Raw genomic sequence first — 15,607 nt, forward strand, 5'->3', positions numbered from 1 at the left:
GCCCCGGGAGTTCCCATGCGACTCAACCCCTTCGGCGGACCCCGCCGCACTCAGCAGGCGGACGCGGTGGTGACCGGTGCGGGCAGCGGCATCGGCCGCGCCTTCGCGATCGAGATCGGCAAGCGCGGCGGGCGAGTGGTCTGCTCCGACATCGACGCCGGGCGCGCCCGCGACACCGCCGAAATGATCGGCGACACCGGGGGAAAGGCCTTCGACACCGTCTGCGACGTGAGCAGCCTGGACCAGGTGACCGTGCTGGCGAACACCGCCGAGGAATGGTTCGGCAAGAGCCCGGATCTGGTGGTCAACAATGCCGGCATCGGGCGCGGCGGCACGCTCATCGGCGATACCCCGCCCGCGGAATGGCATCAGGTGCTCGACGTCAATCTGTGGGGCGTCATCCACGGCTGCCACGTCTTCGCGCCCCGGCTGCGCGCGAGCGGGCACGGCTCGATCGTGAACGTGGCCTCCGCGGCCGCCTTCGGGTCCGCGCCGCGCATGGGCGCCTACAACGTGAGCAAGGCCGGGGTGCTGGCGCTGTCGGAAACGCTGGCCGCGGAACTGTCCGGCACCGGCGTCACCGTTACCGTGCTGTGCCCCACCGGGGTGCGGACCAACATTCTGGAAGGCGTGGACATCGGCGACGAGACCATCCAGCTCTGGGGCGACCGCCTCATCCGCTGGACCGGCCGCCCGCCCGCGTCCATCGCCCGCGCCACCCTCGACGCGGTGGATCACGGTCAGCTGTACGTGGTCCCGCAGCTCGAGGCCAAGGCGATCTGGCAGTCCAAGCGACTGCTGCCCGAGACCTACACCCGCGCCGCCGGATTGCTGGAGCGGCTGGTGCGGTAGCCACAGCGGCAAGGAGTTGAACAATGGCGTTCGCGTATTCCGACATGCTCGGTGTCGTCCAGGATCGGCAGTGGGCGCTGGCCGATCTCGACTGGGACGCACCGGGAGCCGAGCTCATCACCGATGAGCAGCGACCCGCGCTCGCGGCCTTCATGGCCGATCTGGTGTGGATCGAGCATGTCGGCGCCCGCGGGTTCGCGGCGCTCACGCTGCGCGCCCCCGACGGTCCGCTCAAGGAGATCTACCGGTACTTCCACGCCGAGGAGCAGAAGCACGCCAATGCCGAACTGGCCCTGATGCGGCGCTGGGGCATGCTCGGCGGGGACGCGATGCCGCTGCCCAACAAGAACATCCGGCTCGTCATCGAATGGCTGGACCGGTACGGGGACCAGCTGTCCCTGCCCGTGCTCGGCACCGTGATCCCTTCGCTGGAGTGCGCGCTGGACGGGGCACTGGTGAAGTTCCTGCTCGACGAGGTGCGGGATCCGCTGTGCCACGAGGTGTTCCGGCACATCAACAGCGACGAGTCCCGGCATCTGGCGGTCGGGTTCCAGGTGCTCGAGCACCTCGGCGCGGGACCGCTGCGGCGAATCGCCATCGAGACAGCGGGTTTCGCGCTGCGGCCCACCTTCCTGCTCGGCGCGCTGCTGTACACGCCGCTGCTGTCCCGCATGTCCGCCAACATCATGGCGATGGGGCTGGACGAGGAGAAGCTCTGGAATGCCGTGCGGCGCTATGAGAAAGCCGGTGAGCGCAGCCCGGACATCAAGCGCATCCCGCTTTACCACGTGGTCCGTCTGCACGGCATGGCCACCATCAACCACTGGCAGCCGATCCAGGGCGTCAACGATGCCCTGAACAAGGCCATCGACCACTTCCCCGTGCGCGTCCTGCGCCACACCCCCTCCTGGTCCAAGGCCCTGACCTACGAGCCGGTGGCGAAATGACCGCCCCGATCCGCCGGAGCGACCGGGGCAGAGCCCGCGACGCCTACACCGGCCCCCAGATTCACTGCACCCACTGGCGTGACCAGCACGACCTGGACCGACTGCACGTCGCGGTCATCGGCAGCGGCGCCGCACTGGCCCGGGTGGTGCCGCCGATCGTCGCCCAGGCGCGCCTGGTAACCGTGTTCCAGCACGATCCGATCTGGATTCTGCCCACCCCACCTGTCCCCGGAGCGGGAATTCTGCTGCGCCAGTTGCCCGCCGATGCGCTGGGACAGCTGCCCAGCGACTCCGCGCCGCCGTTGCCCGGAGATCCGGCTCGCCAGGACGAGCGCGGGGCCGGCCGCCAGGGAGACAGCACCGCGCCGGCCGACCGGAGTGTGGAGGAACGCGGTCCAACACGAGCGCCGCGCGGAGACGGTCCACCGCATCCCGGATCCAGGGAGGTCGCCCGTGGAGCTCCGAGGCCCGTCCTGAGCGCGCTGGTCGTCTCAGGGCTGGGTCTCCCAGGGCTGGGCGTCCTGCGCTGGTGCGCTCAGCGGGCGCTGCGGCGGGCGGCCGCGGCGAATCTGCGGGCGCAGGTCGGGGATTCGTGGGAGCGGCGGCAACTGACGCCGGATCGGCCCGCCGCGGTGCGGGTGCACAGTCGCTACTACCGGGCCCTGCGGCAGCGGAACTGCCGGCTCATCAGCTGGCCCATCGCCCGGCTCGCGCCGCTCGGGATTCGCACCGTGGACGGGGTCGAGCATCGGGTGGACTGCATCATCTACGCGGAGGACGCATCGTGACAAAGGCGGTCATGGACCACGAGATCGTCATTGTGGGCGCGGGATTCTCGGGAATCGGGACGGCGATCGCGCTGCGCAAGGCCGGTTTCGACGATTTCGTCATGATCGACGAGGCGGACGGGGTGGGCGGCACCTGGCACTGGAACACCTATCCCGGTATCGCCGTGGACATTCCATCGTTCAGCTACCAGTACTCGTTCGAGAAGCAGCGCTCCTGGTCGCGGGTGTACGCGCCCGGACGGGAGCTGAAGGCGTACGCCGAGCACTGTGTGAAGAAATACGGACTGCGACCGCGGATCCGGTTCGGCACCACCATCGCCCGCGCCGACTTCGACGACGTACTGCACCTGTGGCGGGTGCGCACCACCGACGGCGACGAGCTCACCTGCCGCTTCCTGATCGGCGCGACCGGGGTGCTGACCCGGCCCAAACTGCCCGATATCCCCGGCGCGGAACGGTTCCGGGGCGAGACCATGCACACCGCGCGCTGGGATCACGGGATCGAGCTGCGCGGCAAGCGGGTCGGCATCATCGGCACCGGGGCCTCGGCCATCCAGATCATTCCCGAGATCGCCCCGGAGGTGTCGGAACTCGTTGTCTTCCAGCGCACTCCGATCTGGTGCCTGCCCCGGCCGGACGCGCCCCTGCCGCCACCGGTACGCGCCCTGATGCGGCTGCCCGGCGGGCAGTTCCTCACCCGCTGGCTCAGCCAGGCGTTCGTGGAGCTGACCTTCCCGCTCTCGGCGCACTACTACAAGGTGCTGCCCATGGTGAAGCTCGGCGAGCGCACCGGGCTGGCCCACCTGCGCGATCAAGTGCAGGACCCGGGCGTCCGGGAGCAGCTCACGCCGAAATACGCGCTGGGCTGCAAGCGCCCGTCGTTCTCCAACGACTACCTGAAGACCTTCAACCGCGAGAACGTCACGCTCGAAACCGATCCCATCACCGAGATCACCGCCACCGGACTGCGCACCACCGGCCGCCACCACCAGGTCGACGTGCTCATCATGGCCACCGGCTTCAAGGTCATGGAGTCCGGCAATATGCCGACCTTCGATCTGCACGGCAGCGGCGGCCTGCGCCTCGAGGACTGGTGGGACACCCATCGCCTGCAGGCCTACGAGGGGGTCAGTGTGCCCGGCTTCCCCAACTTCTTCACCATCATCGGCCCCTACGGCTACAACGGCGCGTCCTACTTCACCCTCATCGAGATGCAGACCACTCACATTCTGCGCCTGCTCCGCAATGCCCGCCGCCGCGCCGCCACCCGCATCGAGGTCACCCCCGAGGCCAACGAGCGCTACTTCCAGGAAATGCTCGCCCGCCGCGGCACCCAGGTCTTCTGGCAGGACAGCTGTACCCTGGCCAACTCCTACTACTTCGACAAGAACGGCGACGTCCCGCTGCGTGCCATGAGCACCCCCGAAGCCGCCTGGCGCGCCGCCCATTTCGACCTGCGCGACTACCACTTCGAACCCCTGGACGAACGCCGCACGACGGCCCGTCCCGCCGCCCGCACCGCCACGGCCTGACCGTCAGCGCTGCAGCGGCGGGGCCACGGCCGACATGCACCCGCACTCACTCCCGGCGGTCCGGGAGCGGCTGGGCCACTGTCGGATTCGAGTTGTCCACAGCTACTGAAACAGGCCGCGAATCAGGCGATCAGGTGTCGAGGGCGCGGTAGAGGGCGCGGAGTTCGCGCAGACCGGCGGCGACGGACTGCTCGTTCTCGGCTGTCATGCGCAGGGCCTGGCGGAGCAGGACGGCATCGAGATCGTCCGGGGCCGCGCGGAATTCGGGCTTGGGGAGGGCGGGGAACGCCGTGTCGTCGCCGTAGAGATCGGTGGATTCGGCGGGCGGATCGGCGCGCTGGACGCTGCCGATGAGGGCGTCGAGTTCGACACCGCGCAGGGTGAGCAGATCGCCCGGGCGCTCGTCGAGGCATTCGGCGATGACGTAGCAGACGGCGGCGGCGTGTTTGCAGGGCCAGCCGGAATCGGGGCAGCTGCACGAGAAGTCGAGCTCAGACGCCGTCGTGGGGAGCAGTAGCGGGCCGAGGGCCTGGGGCAGGGTGCCCGCGGCGATCTCGCCCAGCATGCCGGGGGTGGCGCGGACCAGGTCCACCAGCTCGTCGAGGCGGTCGTCGCGCAACTGCCGCAGGGTCAGCACCGAGATGAACGGGCGGGGTTGGCTGCCCTGCACTTCCGCGCTCACCAGGCCGGGCTCCAGGCGGTAGTTCACCACCTGACCGGTGCGGGCGTAGGAACGGCCGCGGGCCAGGCGACCGGCGTCCGCCACGCCCTCGACCGCCTCCAGAAACGAACGGCCCCACCAGGTCCGGGCGAACGCGGTGCCCCGGCGGCTGCGCGGCTGCACCCCGCCGCGCACCGGGCGGCGTTTGCCGTACTCGCTGAAGTCGATGACATTGCTCATTCGCCGACCGCCTCCGATCCCAGGGCGAACAGTTCCCGCAATTCGTCGTCGCCGAGTTCGGTGATCCAGTTCTCGCCGGTGCCCACGGTGAGGTCGGCGAGCTGACTCTTGCCCTTCAGCATGTCGTCGACGCGCTCCTCGATGGTGTCGACGCAGACCAGCTTGCGCACCTGGACATCACGGCGCTGGCCGATGCGGAAGGCGCGGTCGGTGGCCTGGTTCTCCACCGCCGGATTCCACCAACGGTCCAGGTGCACCACGTGATTGGCGGCGGTCAGATTGAGTCCGGTGCCGCCCGCCTTGAGCGACAGCAGCATGAGCGGCGCACCGTCCTCCTCCTGGAAGCGGGTGACCATGTCGTCGCGGCGCTGCTTGCTCACCCCGCCGTGCAGGAACGGTACCTCCGCCCCGAAACGCTCGGACAGGTAGGGCGCCAGCAGGTTTCCGAACTCCGCGAACTGGGTGAACAGCAGCGCCCGCTCCCCGTCGGCGATCGCCGACTCCAGAATGTCCTCCACCAGCGCCAGCTTCCCGGACCGATGATGCCCCCGGCGCAGCAGCGCCGACCCGTCGCTGAGGAAATGCGAGGGATGGTTGCACACCTGCTTGAGCCGGGTCAGTGCGGCCAGCACCGCCCCCTTGCGCTCCATGCCCTCGGCCGCCTTCAGCTTGGCCGACATATCATCCAGCACCGCCTGATACAGCGCCGCCTGCTCCACGGTCAGGTTGGCCCGCACCGTCATCTCGATCTTCTCCGGCAGATCCGAGATCACCGCCGGATCGGTCTTGACCCGGCGCAGCACAAACGGCGAGGTGATGGCGCGCAGACGGGTGACGGCGTTCTCGTCGTGCTCGCGCTCGATCGGCACCGCGAAGCGGGCATGGAACTCGGATGCCTTGCCCAGCAGCTTGGGATTGGCGAAATCCAGGATCGAGCGCAGCTCCTCGAGCCGGTTCTCCACCGGGGTTCCGGTGAGCGCCAGGCGGTGTCGGGCCGGCACCAGCCGTGCCGCGCGCGCCTGCCGGGTTCCCGCGTTCTTGATGTGCTGCGCCTCGTCCAGCACGACCCGCTGCCAGTCCGGGCGCTTCAGGTCCTCGACATCCCGGGCCAGCAGCGCGTAGGTGGTGACCACCAGATCCGAATCCGCCACCGCCGCAGCCAAATCCGTGCCGGAACGCCGCCCGGCGCCGTGGTGCACCAGCACCCGGAGATCCGGGGCGAAGCGTTCCGCCTCGCGCTGCCAGTTGCCCACCACCGACATCGGGCACACCAGCAGGGTAGGCCCGATGGTCTCCGATTCGCTCGCGGCAGCGGCTGTTTCACGCTCGTGCACCAGCAGTGCCAGTACCTGTACGGTCTTGCCGAGACCCATGTCGTCGGCGAGGATCGCCCCGCATCCGAGCCGGCTCATGGCCGCCAGCCAGGTCAGGCCGCGCTGCTGATACGGCCGCAGCTGGGCCTTCAGCCCGACCGGATCCGGGACGGGCTCGACCGACCGCTCACCGTCGAAAAGCTCCGCGGCCCAGCCGGTCGCGGTGACCTCCTCCAGCGGCACCCCGATCACCGGATGCGCGGACAGCTCGGCGAACAGGCCGCCGACGGTGGTCTCGGTCTCGTCGGTGCGGCCCGAGACGTAGTCGGCGGCCGCGGCCAGCATGCGGTGATCGGCCTGCACCCACTCCCCGCGCAGCCGCACCAGATCCGATTTCGCGTCCACCAGCCGCGACATCTCGGCGGGCGTCAGCACGGTGTCGCCCAGCGCCAGCTCCCAGCGGAAGGACACCAAACCCTTGAGCCCGACGGCAGTTTCGGTGGCGGCCGGGCTCTGCACCCGCAGTTTCATGGCGGGCGCGGCCACCCGCCAGGCCCGCGGCAGCATGAGCCGCACCCCGGCCGACCGCAGCGCGTTCGCCCCGTGCGCGACCAGATCCATCACCACCTCGGTGGGCAGGAACAGATCCATGCTGCGGGCATCGCCGGGCAGATCGCGCAGGCGCGGATACGCCTGCTTGGCGGCCGCCAGCTTCTCCCCCGCAATCCGCATGACCTGCGGATCCCCCGGCAGCAGCACCGGTTGCGGCGCCTCCCCTTCCTCGCGCAGGCAGACCTCGAGCCGCCACAGTTCGCCCGGTTCCTCGCCGTCCGGTTCCAGCAGCCGCAGCACCAGCTCCGGCTCGTCGGCGGTGAGACTGGTCCGCCAGTCGTCCAGCACCGAGGCCACCCGATGCGATCCGGTCTCCAGCGGCGTCGCCTCGACCAGCGCGGTCAGCAGCGGATGCGGCCCCGATTCCCGATCCGGCCGCTCCGGAATGTGCAGGCGCACGAGAGGATCGGCCAACTCGCCGACAAGGTTCTCCAGCACCTCGGCAGGCCGCCCGGCCACCTGCAACGCACCCGGCATGGCCACCGCGAGCTCCGCCAGCCAGGCCCGCTGCCGCTGCCCGCCCACCAGCCGCCACCGCACCCACCACTCCCCGTCGTCGCGCCGCACCTCCGGCACCACCCGCCCCGCCCGCACCCACCGCTGCACCCCGCGCGCCACATGCCCGAGAAACCGCAGATCCCCCGCCACCGACACCGCCGGTAGTTCCTGCGACAGGACCCGGGCAGCCGTCTCCGGCGCCAGCGCGTGCGCCCGCACCTGCGTCTGCTCCGGCCCGTACTCCCCCTTCACCAGCACCTGCGCCCGATGCCGCCACTTCGCCCCGCGCACGATCGACCCGAGCGGCTCCGGCAAACCCTCCGCATCCACGGCCGTGTCCTCACCCGGGTCGTGCCACAGCACCAACCCGGACCCCGGCGACCACAGCCCGTGCAACATCCGCCCATCCAATCAGTCACCCCCGACAAGCCGGCCGGGCCCTCTTTATTTCTGATCGGATACGGAACATACTGGATAAATCCGCAGGTCACCGCACGCGTCGGTGTCCGCTGTGTCCGTTGCACTACATTGTCGTGCCCGGACGGCAGCCGCGCGGGGCGCACCCGACAATCCACCGCGACTCAATCCGGAGCCGTGGCACTTTCGAGACCGTAGGGAGGCCGTGACGATGACGATTCTGCTCCAAGTGCTCGAGCAGAGCTTCACCCCCACGACACAGTGGGAACGGCGGAAATTCACCTTCGTGGACACGAGCAAGATCGTGGGGATGCGCCTGGACGGGCAGTCCGGGGTGTGGCTGGATCTGTCCCGGCCCGGCGAGTCGCAGCGCCTCGCCCGCACGGCGGACCCGCGCGACTCCATCACGTTCCTGCTCACCGTTTTCGCCAAGATCGCCGAATGCGAGGAGCGGGGCGGCTCGTGGCTCATCGGCCACGACGGCGCGCGTGTGGATTCCATTGCGGCAACGCGCTTTCCGCCGCAGCTCTCCGAAACCGCCGCGGACGACATCCTCGCGCACGCCTGGCTCTAGTAAGCCCAACGGGAGTGCGAAGTCCGCGTGACGGCACGCACCGATCGGCTGGTGCGGTACACGTATTGCCGTGTGGCTCACAGGCGGAACCTTCCTGCTCCGGCTGCTCGGCGCGGTGGTCATCCTGCTCGTGGTCCTTGGGTGCGAGTCCCTCGGGCAGGTGACCCCGGCGCCGGGCAGCCCCACCCGCATCCAGCTCGAACGGCTGCTCGCGGGTGTCCGCACCGTACCCGCCCGGCCGCGTCCGGGCGGGTACGAACGTGGTTGCGGCAGCGGGCAGGGATGCGTGTTCGGCCCGGCGTGGACCGATGATCACGGCGGTCCCGGCGGTCACGACGGGTGCGACAGCCGCAATACCGTGCTGGCCAGGCAGCTCACCCGGGTGACCTTCCGGCCCGGGAACGATTGCGTGGTGGTGGCCGGGTCTCTCGACGATCCCTATACCGGGCAGCGCATCGCCTTCGATCGGGCCGCGGCCAAGGCCGTGCAGATCGATCACGTGTATCCGCTGGCGGCCGCCTGGGATCTGGGCGCGGCCGGCTGGCCGCTGCCGTGGCGCGTGCGCTTCGCCAACGACGTCGACTACAACCTGCTCGCGGTGGACGGAAAGACCAACGAGGACAAGGGCGATCGCACGCCCGGCGACTGGCTGCCGCCCGCCCGCGCGAACCGCTGCTTCTACGCGGGCAAGTACCTGATGGCCGCGAACCGGTACGGGCTACCGGTCACCGCCGCCGACCGGGACGCCCTGGCGCGGGTCGCCCGCGGCTGCCCATAGCGTGGCGAAGTGGCGGTAGGCCTGATCGGCGGTGAGCTCCTGGCGCGGATCCATGACCGATTCGAGCAATCCGTATAGACCCCAGGACAGAAATGTGATAGTCGCGCCCGCCGCAACGGGGTCCGGCCCGAGCCGCGGGCCCAGGTGCTCGGTCAGCAGTTCGGCGTACATCTGCCGGATCGACCGCAGCACAATGGTGTTCGCGCGCTGCCGGACCAGTGGCCGGTACACGTCCGGATGCGCCGCGACCAGCCTGAACAGAATCGCGACGGGGGCCAGCGGCGGCGACTCTCCCGGAGAGCAGGCCAGCTGCGCCGAAATCTCGCCCCGCACATGCTCGATACAGCTGACCAGCAGCAGATCATCCTTGTCGCGGTAGTGCGCGTAGAAGGTGGAGCGGCCGACATCGGCGCGATCGATGATGTCCTGCACCGTGATCCGGGCATAGGGCCGGTCCTGCATGAGCTCGATGAGCGCCCGGTGCAGTGCCATGCGGGTGCGGCGGACGCGGCGGTCGGCCTCCGGCCTCATGGTCGCGGCCTCCGGCCTCATGGTCGCGGCCTCCGGCTCCATTGTTCCCGAGGCGGCGTCCGGGGCCGTTCCCGGACGGATTCCGTCCGACTGTCCGGAATCGTACACATCCCCAGAAACTGCGCCTGGCCTGGTCTTTCTCATCCTTCGATGATTGATCACATGACCCAGCACGAGCAAGTGTCCGATATCGAATCCCGCTCCGTCGGGGCCCTCATCACCTGGCCGCGCCGCTATCAGCTGCTCACCGACGTCTACTTCCTGGGCCGCGCGGGCAGCCTGGCGCGGTACTTCGCCACGACCAGCGGCATCCGCCCGGGCGATCACGCTCTCGATCTCGGTTGCGGCCCAGGGCGGCTGGCCAATGAGCTGGCCCGACAGGCCGGACCGGACGGCCGGGCGATCGGCGTGGACCCGTCTCCGCAGATGATCGCCTACGCGACCGCCCACGCCGCCCCCAACTGCAGCTTCGATCTCGGTGCCGCCCAGTCGCTGCCCTACCCGGACGCCTCGTTCGATGTGGCGACCTCGACCTTCGCCATGCACCACATCGCCGAATCCGAGCGAAAGACCGCCCTGGCGGGCGTCTTCCGCGTCCTGCGCCCCGGCGGTCGCCTGCTGCTCGCCGACACCCATCCGACCTCGGGCCTGCGCGGGCTCGCCATTCGCGCCATGGCCCAGCTGGCCGCGCACCGCGCCGGCGGCCAGGGGCACTCCCACGACGGCGACGGGGCCGGGGATCCGCTGTCGGCGGTCGACATCCGCCGCTACCGCGACGTGCTGACCGACATCGGTTTCACGGCAGTCGAATTCCGCACCGGCCCGTTCGCGACCGGCATCCTCACCGCGGTCAAACCCGGCTGATCAGGCCGGTTCGGCGCCGGTGGCGGCCGGCCGCTTGGGGTCGTTGGACCACTGCGACCAGGAGCCGGGATAGAGCGCGGCGTCGATGCCGGCGATGGCCAGCGCCGCGACCTGGTGGGCGGCCGTGACTCCGGAACCGCAGTACACCGCTACCGGCCCGGAACCGAATCCCTCGAAACGGGAACGCAATTCGGGGAGCGACTTGAATTGCCCAGCGGCCGTGAGGTTCTCGGCGGTCGGCGCGCTCACCGCTCCCGGAATGTGCCCGGCGCGCGGGTCCACGGGTTCCGCCTCGCCGCGGTAGCGCTCGCCCGCGCGGGCATCCAGCAGCAGGCCCGGCCAGCCGGCCGCGCCATCGGCGTCGATGGTCGGCATATTGTCCGGGGACAGCACCACGGTGCCCGGCTGCGGGGCGGTTTCGTCACCGGTGACGATCTTGCCCCCGGCCTGCTCCCACGCCGGCAGTCCGCCGTCGAGAATGCGCACATCGGCCACGCCGCCCCAGCGCAACAGCCACCAGGCCCGCGCGGCGGCCATGCCGCCGGTGGCGTCGTAGACGACCACCATGTCCCCGTCGGACACGCCCCAGCTACGCGCGCACTTCTGCAGGTGCGCCAGGTCCGGCATGGGGTGGCGGCCCTTGGCGGCTGAAGGCGGATCGGCGAGTTCGGTTTCCAGGTCGACGAATATCGCGCCCGGAATATGACCGTCCAGATAATGCTGCGGCCCGTCCGGATCTCCGAGCGCCCACCGGACGTCCAGCAATCGCACCCGGCCGCCGCTCTGGCCCAGCAGGTCCGCAAGCTCCGCAACCGAAATCAGCACCGAACTCAAGCCAACTCCTCTTCGCCGATTCATCGCCCGTTGAAGCCGAACCACCCCACCCTAGCCACCGCCGGCCGCACCCCGCAGCCTGCCCGGCCCGCTATTTCGACAGGGGCAGGAACCAGCGCGCCAGCAGGCCCGCGACCAGCGCCCAGAAGGCCGCGCCGATGCCGAGCAACGAGATTCCGGACGCGGCCACCAGGAAGGTGAGCGCGGCCGCGGAACGGTGGGCAGCGGGCGTCAACGCGGCGGTCAGCGCACCCGCCAGGGTGGCGACGAGGGCAAGGCCCGCAACGGTTTCCAGCACGCCCTTCGGCGCCGCGGCCACCAGCATCACCAGCGCACCCGAGGCCAATGCGAGCACCAGGTACATGCAGCCCGCGGTGAACGCGGCGATCCACCGGCGCTTCGGATCCGGATGCGCGGACGGCGCGGCGGAGAGCGCGGCACTGATGGCCGCCAGGTTGATGGCGTGCCCGCCCGCGGGCGCACCGAGCATGGTGCCCAGGCCCGTGACCGTCATGGCCGCCCGCCACGGCACCTGATAGCCGAAGGTCTTCATGACCGCCGTACCCGGAATGTTCTGCGCGGCCATGGTCACGATGTAGAGCGGCACCGCGACCCCGATCACCGCCTGCCAACTCCAGTGCGGCACAGTCCATTCCACCCGCGGCACCATGGCCGACAGGTCCATGCGGCGGTGGGTGACGGCGATGTCGACACCCGCGCCGGCGGCCGCGACCGCGAAGGCGGCCAGCACCGACCAGCGCGGCGCGAAGCGTTGCAGCACAAGCCAGGTCGCGATGACCGGCACCACCACGGCCGGGCTCACCGGCAACGCCTTCACCGGCGCCAGGCACATGGGCAGCAGCACCCCGGCCAGCATGGCCTGCGCGATCTCCACCGGAATCGCCGCGATGAGCGCGCCCAGCCGCTGCCAGAAACCGGTCAGCACGATGAGTCCGCCCGCCACCGCGAACGCGCCCACCGCGGCCGCCCAGCCGCCGGATACCGCGCCCGTACTGGCCAGCAATGCCGCGCCCGGGGTGGACCAGGCCAGTGTGATCGGCATCCGGTACCGCCGGCTCAGCACGATCATGCCGACGGCCTGGGTCACGCAGACCGCCAGCAGCCCGGACGCCGCCTGCGCCGAGGTCGCCCCCATTGCGGTCAGGCCCGCCAGCACCACCGCGAACGAGCTGGTGAATCCGACGAGCGCGGTGACGATTCCGGCCCCGATCGGCTGCCCGATCCCGGCCGTGCGCGGACTCCCGACCTCCGGAGTGCTGGTGACGCTGGTGCTCATCGGGCCATCGTCGCGGTCCAGTCACCCCGAGGTCAGCGGCCAATCCCCCGAAACTGGACTGAAATTCACCGAAACGGTCAGAACCGGTCGGCATCCTGTGGGTGGCCCCCGGACCCGTTCTGCAGTGCGAGCCGCTCCAGCAGCGGCGTGACACGCGGCCCGATCAGCGAGCGCATCACCAGCGCCATATTGGTGCGCTCCACCCCCGGGATCTTCAGAATGCTGCCGGTCAGGCGGTACAGGTCATCGGCGTCGGCGGCGACCACCCGGACCGTCAGATCGGTCGGCCCGGTCATGCCGCAGACCTCGGTGACCTCCGGAATCTCGGCCAGCTCGGCAACCACCGAGTCGAGCCGATGCTGATCCACCACCACCGCCACGAAGGCTGCCAGTGGATAACCCAGCACCCGGGGATCGACCCGGCGTTCGAAGCTGGCCAGCACCCCGCTCGCCTCCCAGCGAGCCAGCCTGGCCTGCACGGTATTGCGCGAGAGACCCAGGCGAGCGGCCAATTCGACACCGGTCGCGCGCGGGTTGGCCACCAGCTCCAGCAACAGCCGGGCATCGGTGGCGTCCAGCGGTGCAGAAAGGGGCTCCCTGCTGCTCATGGAGATCAGTATGACACCCGGGACCGGCCCTCGACCGAGCATTCTGCACAGTTGGGCGCGCCATGCTTGCACACATCGCTCAACGGAGGATGCTGTGTGGTACAGGACACACATCGGTTGCTCACGGGACACAATCCCCGGGCGACAACGGTGTAACCCGGTGTCAGGAGGCGATATCCATGCCCGAGAAGAACACCTACCCGGTGCAGCTCGTACAACCCGACGGTCGTCGCGTACTGGATCGCGTACACGCCCCGCTCGTCGCCGATATCGACGGCACCCGACTCCGAGCCATGTACACCGACATGGTGGTGGCCCGGCGCATCGACACCGAGGCCACCGCCCTGCAACGACAGGGCCAGCTCGGACTGTGGCCGCCACTGCTGGGCCAGGAGGGCGCGCAGATCGGGTCGGCCCACGCCCTCGCCCCCGACGACTATGTGTTCTGCAGCTATCGGGAGGCGGGCGTCGCCTACTGCCGTGGCGTCCCGCCCGAGGACCTCACCCGGCTGTGGCGCGGCGCCGCCCACTCCTGCTGGGACGCCGACGCGGTCAAGATGACCAATCCCTCGATCGTGGTGGGGGCGCACGGTTTACACGCCACCGGCTACGCCTACGCCGCGCACCTCGAAGGCGCCGAGATCGCCACCATCGCCTACTTCGGCGACGGTGCGACCAGTCAGGGCGATACCGCCGAGGCACTCGGATTCGCGGCCGGTTGGAGTGTCCCGGTGGTGTTCTTCTGCCAGAACAATCACTGGGCGATCAGCGCGCCGGTCCGGATACAGAGCGCCACCCCGATCGCGCGGCGCGCCCTCGGCTACGGCATTCCCGGCGTGCAGGTGGACGGCAACGACGCCCTCGCCGTGCTGGCCGTGACCCGGCAGGCGCTGCTGCGCGCACGGGCCGGCGGCGGGCCGAGCTTCATCGAGGCCATCACCTACCGGATGGGCCCGCACACCACCGCCGACGACCCGACCCGCTACCGCACCGCCGCCGAACTCGAGATCTGGCAGCAGCGCGATCCCATCGACCGCCTGCGGCGCTTGCTCGAACGAGAAGAGCTGTGGGACACCGCCTTCGAGAACTCCGTCGCCGAACGCGCCGACGAGGTGGCGACCCGGCTGCGCACCGCCACCCTCACCATGCCCGATCCGGAACCCGCGGAGCTGTTCGACCACGTGTACGCCACACCGCATCGGCTGATCGAGGAGGAACGCCGCGAGTACGCCGCCTATCTGGAGGGAGCGGGGCGATGAAGACCACCTTCGCGGGAGCCATCAACCACGGACTGCGCCGGGCGCTGGAGGACGACCCGAAGGTCCTGCTGATGGGTGAGGACATCGGGCGGCTGGGCGGGGTCTTCCGGGTCACCGACACGCTGCAGAAGGATTTCGGCAACAACCGCGTCATCGATACGCCGCTCGCCGAATCCGGAATCGTGGGAACGGCTTTCGGAATGGCATTGCGCGGATTTCGGCCGGTCTGTGAAATCCAGTTCGACGGATTCGTCTATCCGGCCTTCGACCAGATCGTCTCGCAGGTCGCGAAAATCCACTCCCGCACGCGCGGAAAGGTGATTGCGCCCATCACCATTCGCATTCCGTTCGGCGGCGGCATCGGCTCGGTCGAGCATCACTCGGAATCGCCGGAGGCGTATTTCGCGCATACCGCGGGATTGCGGGTGGTCTCGCCGAGCAATCCGGCGGACGCGTATCTGATGATCCGCCAGGCCATTGCCCTCGACGACCCGGTGATCTTCTTCGAACCCAAGCGCCGGTACTGGGACAAGGCCGAGGTGGATTTCGGCCGGCTGGACCAGGATGGCGGACCGGCACTGGACCAGGCCCAGGTCTGCGCCAGCGGGGAGGACGCCACCATCGTGGCCTACGGCGGCACCGTCGCCACCGCGCTCACCGCGGCCGATATCGCGGCGTCGGAGGGACATTCGATCGAGGTGATCGATCTGCGCAGCCTGTCCCCGATCGATTTCGACACCATCGAAACCTCGGTGCGGAAAACCGGACGGCTCATCGTGGTCCATGAGGCGCCCGTATTCGCCGGGCTGGGAGCCGAAATCGCGGCACGCATCACGGAACGCTGCTTCTACCATCTGGAATCACCGGTATTGCGCGTCGGTGGCTTCGACATCCCCTATCCCCCGGCTAAACTCGAGCGGCACCACCTGCCCGACCCCGATCGCATTCTCGCCGCGGTCGATCGCTCGCTCGCCGCCTAACGGTCAAGCCACGGAGGAAGCC

General features: G+C 69.7%; 14 protein-coding genes and 1 pseudogene. 9 read left to right on the plus strand and 6 right to left on the minus strand.

What is annotated here, in order from left to right; translation table 11 throughout:
- Positions 1 to 15: 15 nt before the first annotated feature.
- The 4 genes and pseudogenes from AB0L60_RS35130 to AB0L60_RS35145 all read left to right on the plus strand — a co-directional run bounded on the left by AB0L60_RS35130 (position 16) and on the right by AB0L60_RS35145 (position 4,119).
- Entirely contained in the window at positions 16 to 852 is an 837-nt protein-coding gene (locus tag AB0L60_RS35130; RefSeq protein WP_364623293.1) for an SDR family NAD(P)-dependent oxidoreductase, read from the plus strand.
- A gap of 23 nt (positions 853 to 875) precedes the next feature.
- Positions 876 to 1,799, plus strand: a complete 924-nt coding sequence (locus AB0L60_RS35135; protein ID WP_364623296.1) for a ferritin-like domain-containing protein — start codon at positions 876 to 878, stop codon at positions 1,797 to 1,799.
- Positions 1,800 to 2,341: 542 nt separating this feature from the next.
- A pseudogene (locus tag AB0L60_RS35140) lies at positions 2,342 to 2,572 on the plus strand (4-hydroxyacetophenone monooxygenase); the annotation flags it as partial.
- Between the two features lie 26 nt (positions 2,573 to 2,598).
- Complete coding sequence (locus AB0L60_RS35145) at positions 2,599 to 4,119, plus strand: NAD(P)/FAD-dependent oxidoreductase (protein WP_364623449.1); 1,521 nt, start codon at positions 2,599 to 2,601, stop codon at positions 4,117 to 4,119.
- A gap of 130 nt (positions 4,120 to 4,249) precedes the next feature.
- On the opposite strand, the gene AB0L60_RS35150 is transcribed toward AB0L60_RS35145, so the two are convergent.
- Both AB0L60_RS35150 and AB0L60_RS35155 read right to left on the minus strand, forming a co-directional pair.
- Entirely contained in the window at positions 4,250 to 5,020 is a 771-nt protein-coding gene (locus AB0L60_RS35150) for an SWIM zinc finger family protein (RefSeq protein WP_364623299.1), read from the minus strand.
- The gene (locus AB0L60_RS35155) at positions 5,017 to 7,842 is read right to left on the minus strand and encodes a DEAD/DEAH box helicase (protein WP_364623302.1); all 2,826 of its coding nucleotides are present in this window, start codon (positions 7,840 to 7,842) and stop codon (positions 5,017 to 5,019) included. Before AB0L60_RS35155 ends, AB0L60_RS35150 begins: the two co-directional genes overlap by 4 nt.
- 229 nt (positions 7,843 to 8,071) lie before the next feature.
- Between AB0L60_RS35155 and AB0L60_RS35160 the strand changes: the two genes are divergently transcribed.
- On the plus strand, positions 8,072 to 8,434 hold the full coding sequence (locus AB0L60_RS35160; RefSeq protein ID WP_364623305.1) for a hypothetical protein: 363 nt from the start codon (positions 8,072 to 8,074) through the stop codon (positions 8,432 to 8,434).
- Between the two features lie 115 nt (positions 8,435 to 8,549).
- Positions 8,550 to 9,212 carry an HNH endonuclease family protein gene (locus AB0L60_RS35165; RefSeq protein ID WP_364623452.1) on the plus strand — a complete coding sequence of 221 codons (663 nt, stop codon included), beginning with the start codon at positions 8,550 to 8,552 and terminating at the stop codon, positions 9,210 to 9,212.
- On the opposite strand, the gene AB0L60_RS35170 is transcribed toward AB0L60_RS35165, so the two are convergent.
- Positions 9,153 to 9,743 (minus strand): TetR/AcrR family transcriptional regulator, encoded by a 591-nt coding sequence (locus AB0L60_RS35170; protein ID WP_364623308.1) that lies wholly within the window; start codon positions 9,741 to 9,743, stop codon positions 9,153 to 9,155. The two genes, AB0L60_RS35165 and AB0L60_RS35170, sit on opposite strands and share 60 nt — an antisense overlap.
- A 162-nt stretch (positions 9,744 to 9,905) precedes the next feature.
- Here AB0L60_RS35170 and AB0L60_RS35175 point away from each other — a divergent pair, with 162 nt between their 5' ends.
- On the plus strand, positions 9,906 to 10,607 hold the full coding sequence (locus AB0L60_RS35175) for a methyltransferase domain-containing protein (protein ID WP_364623310.1): 702 nt from the start codon (positions 9,906 to 9,908) through the stop codon (positions 10,605 to 10,607).
- On the opposite strand, the gene AB0L60_RS35180 is transcribed toward AB0L60_RS35175, so the two are convergent.
- The 3 genes from AB0L60_RS35180 to AB0L60_RS35190 all read right to left on the minus strand — a co-directional run bounded on the left by AB0L60_RS35180 (position 10,608) and on the right by AB0L60_RS35190 (position 13,346).
- Positions 10,608 to 11,465 carry a sulfurtransferase gene (locus tag AB0L60_RS35180; protein ID WP_364623313.1) on the minus strand — a complete coding sequence of 286 codons (858 nt, stop codon included), beginning with the start codon at positions 11,463 to 11,465 and terminating at the stop codon, positions 10,608 to 10,610.
- A 67-nt stretch (positions 11,466 to 11,532) separates the two neighbouring features.
- On the minus strand, positions 11,533 to 12,738 hold the full coding sequence (locus AB0L60_RS35185; RefSeq protein ID WP_364623316.1) for a benzoate/H(+) symporter BenE family transporter: 1,206 nt from the start codon (positions 12,736 to 12,738) through the stop codon (positions 11,533 to 11,535).
- Positions 12,739 to 12,815: 77 nt separating this feature from the next.
- Positions 12,816 to 13,346 carry an Lrp/AsnC family transcriptional regulator gene (locus AB0L60_RS35190; protein ID WP_364623319.1) on the minus strand — a complete coding sequence of 177 codons (531 nt, stop codon included), beginning with the start codon at positions 13,344 to 13,346 and terminating at the stop codon, positions 12,816 to 12,818.
- Positions 13,347 to 13,525: 179 nt separating this feature from the next.
- On the opposite strand from AB0L60_RS35190, the gene pdhA reads away from it, so the two are divergent.
- Together pdhA and AB0L60_RS35200 are read left to right on the plus strand one after the other, a co-directional pair.
- Positions 13,526 to 14,605 (plus strand): pyruvate dehydrogenase (acetyl-transferring) E1 component subunit alpha, encoded by a 1,080-nt coding sequence (gene pdhA / locus AB0L60_RS35195; RefSeq protein ID WP_364623322.1) that lies wholly within the window; start codon positions 13,526 to 13,528, stop codon positions 14,603 to 14,605.
- Positions 14,602 to 15,585, plus strand: a complete 984-nt coding sequence (locus AB0L60_RS35200) for an alpha-ketoacid dehydrogenase subunit beta (RefSeq protein ID WP_364623325.1) — start codon at positions 14,602 to 14,604, stop codon at positions 15,583 to 15,585. Before pdhA ends, AB0L60_RS35200 begins: the two co-directional genes overlap by 4 nt.
- Positions 15,586 to 15,607 lie beyond the last annotated feature (22 nt).

Source organism: Nocardia sp. NPDC051981 (assembly GCF_040680715.1).
Classification (GTDB): Bacteria; Actinomycetota; Actinomycetes; order Mycobacteriales; family Mycobacteriaceae; genus Nocardia.

Bases quoted from the DNA above. Each gene is read 5' to 3' on its own strand.
- AB0L60_RS35170 (WP_364623308.1), bottom strand. From the start codon at position 9,743: ATGAGGCCGGAGGCCGACCGCCGCGTCCGCCGCACCCGCATGGCACTG.
- AB0L60_RS35155 (WP_364623302.1), bottom strand. From the start codon at position 7,842: ATGTTGCACGGGCTGTGGTCGCCGGGGTCCGGGTTGGTGCTGTGGCAC.
- AB0L60_RS35130 (WP_364623293.1), top strand. From the start codon at position 16: ATGCGACTCAACCCCTTCGGCGGACCCCGCCGCACTCAGCAGGCGGAC.
- AB0L60_RS35150 (WP_364623299.1), bottom strand. From the start codon at position 5,020: ATGAGCAATGTCATCGACTTCAGCGAGTACGGCAAACGCCGCCCGGTG.
- AB0L60_RS35135 (WP_364623296.1), top strand. From the start codon at position 876: ATGGCGTTCGCGTATTCCGACATGCTCGGTGTCGTCCAGGATCGGCAG.
- AB0L60_RS35160 (WP_364623305.1), top strand. From the start codon at position 8,072: ATGACGATTCTGCTCCAAGTGCTCGAGCAGAGCTTCACCCCCACGACA.
- AB0L60_RS35190 (WP_364623319.1), bottom strand. From the start codon at position 13,346: ATGAGCAGCAGGGAGCCCCTTTCTGCACCGCTGGACGCCACCGATGCC.
- AB0L60_RS35145 (WP_364623449.1), top strand. From the start codon at position 2,599: ATGGACCACGAGATCGTCATTGTGGGCGCGGGATTCTCGGGAATCGGG.
- AB0L60_RS35185 (WP_364623316.1), bottom strand. From the start codon at position 12,738: ATGAGCACCAGCGTCACCAGCACTCCGGAGGTCGGGAGTCCGCGCACG.
- AB0L60_RS35200 (WP_364623325.1), top strand. From the start codon at position 14,602: ATGAAGACCACCTTCGCGGGAGCCATCAACCACGGACTGCGCCGGGCG.
- pdhA (WP_364623322.1), top strand. From the start codon at position 13,526: ATGCCCGAGAAGAACACCTACCCGGTGCAGCTCGTACAACCCGACGGT.
- AB0L60_RS35180 (WP_364623313.1), bottom strand. From the start codon at position 11,465: ATGAATCGGCGAAGAGGAGTTGGCTTGAGTTCGGTGCTGATTTCGGTT.
- AB0L60_RS35175 (WP_364623310.1), top strand. From the start codon at position 9,906: ATGACCCAGCACGAGCAAGTGTCCGATATCGAATCCCGCTCCGTCGGG.